Raw genomic sequence first — 2,615 nt, forward strand, 5'->3', positions numbered from 1 at the left:
GTAGCCATCGATCCATTTTGATTTAGATAATACCAACTTTTCCCTTTCTTTAGCCAGCCAGTAGCCATCGATCCATTTTGATTTAGATAATACCACTTTCCATTTTCATATAACCAGCCTGTTTTTGCTTCTCCGTTATTCTCTAGGTAATTCCAACCTATTCCATCATCTATCCAACCTATTGCCATTTCACCGTTGTCTTTAAAGTAATAACGTTTTCCATCTATCCTTGTCCATCCTAATGCTCTCTCTCCATTGTCTTTTAAGTAATACCATTTCTCATTTATCAGTTTCCAACCGATCAACATCTCACCGTTATCTTGAAGGTAGTACCACTTTTCATCGACTAGCGTCCAGCCCGTTTGCATTTGCCCTGTATATTCATCTAAGTAATACCATTTGCCGCCTTCGTACAGCCAACCAGTAGCAAGTTCTAATGTTTCAGCATAAACATAATACCAATGGCTTGTCCCATTCAACTCTATATAATTCCAACCAACTGGAGGAGCTTGAAGTGTAATGTCACCATCACTTAAATCTTCAAAACTCTCATTATCTGCAAGCTCGATTTCTTCATATACATTAGAATTATATGCCACTAATGATTTATACCAAGGAGAAATCCTATGAATTTTCCACGTACCGATTTGTTCATAATTGAATTCACTTCTATAAATAGCCTCAAATCTTTTGGTTTGTTCATTATAGTTTAAGTATGTAATTTGATATTGTTCTTCTTCCTCTTCATTTAAATAAGGAAGACTATATTCTACCTGAAGTACTTCACCTTTTTTTGGTTTTACGATTTCTTCATTTACCTCCACACGAATTTGAACGTTGATTTCTTTACCAAAAAGCACCTCTTTTGGCGTCACATGAACGCTTTTAATCCAATCAATATGCTCTGTTTCCGCACCTACTTCTTTACTAAACACCACGCTCATCATAACCATGACTACAAGCATCATCGCTTGCATCAAAATTTTTCGCATCGTACCCATATGTATGTAGCCTCCTGCATCCATAAAATTGTGACTTGTCATTCCACCCTGAAAGTTTTTATTGTTACGAATAGTAACGATAAAAACTTTCAGGGTGGAAAACAGAAAAATCTAGAATAATATAGCAAACTCCAAAAATATCTTACAATTCTTTTTTATTATCTATTTACAATAAAGAATCTGTCTTTGTTTATTATGGGTTAACCCTAATCATCCATTGGTTGCTTACTGAAAATACTTAATTTCAATCTTATGATTAGGGTGTATGATTATAAGTTAAACAATGAAATATTAGAGGTACCAAGGATTTTTACAAAGAAATAATAGATAAAAAAACTGATTTTAAATCGTATTGGAAATAAAAGTAAGACTATGACCTATTTTTACGCGTATCTCGGCTGTACCCCTATTTCATATAATCCTCCTAAAAAACTCTAATTTTTTTAATCTTGTCACATCTTGCTAAACTATCTTTCTCTAAAAATCATTTTAAAATGAAACAACTGTATTGTTACCAATACAGTTTCTTTATAAACTCCTGTTCGTGTTGCCTATATATTCGATATTTTCTGGGGATAATTTATTTTTTGAAATTAAGATATTTTTTCCAAAACAGAACGGGGAGAATCACAAATGCGATATTCTAAAGGGAAACCCTCCAATACTTCTTAGTTATTTCTAACAAATCTATCATATATAACATAGCTTACTTTTAAGTCATGAACCCAGTTTATGTTGGCTGTAGGGTGCAAGACAAAACAGGGGAAAGGAAGATAATTTGGATGAGGCTCTATCAATCTAGTGATATATATTAAGGGCATTTACATAGAACTCACAAATATTTCTTTTGCAAAACGAAAAGGAGTTTTGTATCACTTGTATTGGTATGGTAACCACGTAATATGAAACAACCGCTTATTCACTTTCCTTAAGATTTAGGGGAAAATTAGCGGAAAAGTGTACGGATGTTCACACATTACACTCCATTTTATCTTCTATTTCCTTTAGCCTGTTCCATTAAAAAATTGGAGCGTCTGTTCACTCCTACTAAATAAATTAAAGAATGAAAATAAAAAAAACAAGATAGAATTTACATTTGGAAACATTTTCATTTGTAATTATAAAAATTTTTCTACAATTTTCTACAAATTATTTACAGACTACCTTTATATCCCTTATATTAAAAGTAACCATATGCAAATACTACACAATGTGTAAAAATTACTTGATAAATCATACACGTAGCGAAGGATCAGAAAGGACTTCATTCACTTCTCCTATAAAGAGTAAAAAAGAGGTAATGACCATGAAGGTTCTGGTGCGAAAACTTCAAGATAATTGCAAGTAATCTCTAAATCTTGGACAGAGTGATACTATTACTCTAAAAAAGGTGCGTAATCAGTATGGAAAAACGAAATTTATTCAAGTAGAAGCATTATCATCATGATATTATTTTGCAAACAGTAAGATGGTACCTACGGTACAACTTGAGCTTTCGTGATTTGGTGGAAATGATGGTGGAACGGGGCTTATCCGTTGCTCATACAACGATTATGCGTTGGGTTCATCAGTATGGTCCTGAATTAGACAAAAGAATCCGTCGTCATCTCAAGC

The 2,615-nt window shown here is 33.1% G+C and carries 3 pseudogenes; 1 reads left to right on the forward strand and 2 read right to left on the reverse strand.

Features of this window, described 5'->3' with window-relative positions:
* Both C564_RS38565 and C564_RS0131255 read right to left on the reverse strand, forming a co-directional pair.
* Positions 1-128, reverse strand: a pseudogene (locus C564_RS38565) (N-acetylmuramoyl-L-alanine amidase family protein); the annotation flags it as partial.
* 48 nt (positions 129-176) lie between these two features.
* A pseudogene (locus tag C564_RS0131255) lies at positions 177-1,043 on the reverse strand (N-acetylmuramoyl-L-alanine amidase family protein); the annotation flags it as partial.
* A 1,406-nt stretch (positions 1,044-2,449) separates the two neighbouring features.
* Between C564_RS0131255 and C564_RS37190 the strand changes: the two are divergent.
* A pseudogene (locus C564_RS37190) lies at positions 2,450-2,615 on the forward strand (IS6 family transposase); the annotation flags it as partial.

This window comes from Bacillus sp. 105MF, assembly GCF_000374885.1.
Taxonomy (GTDB): Bacteria; Bacillota; Bacilli; order Bacillales; family Bacillaceae_G; genus Bacillus_A; species Bacillus_A pseudomycoides.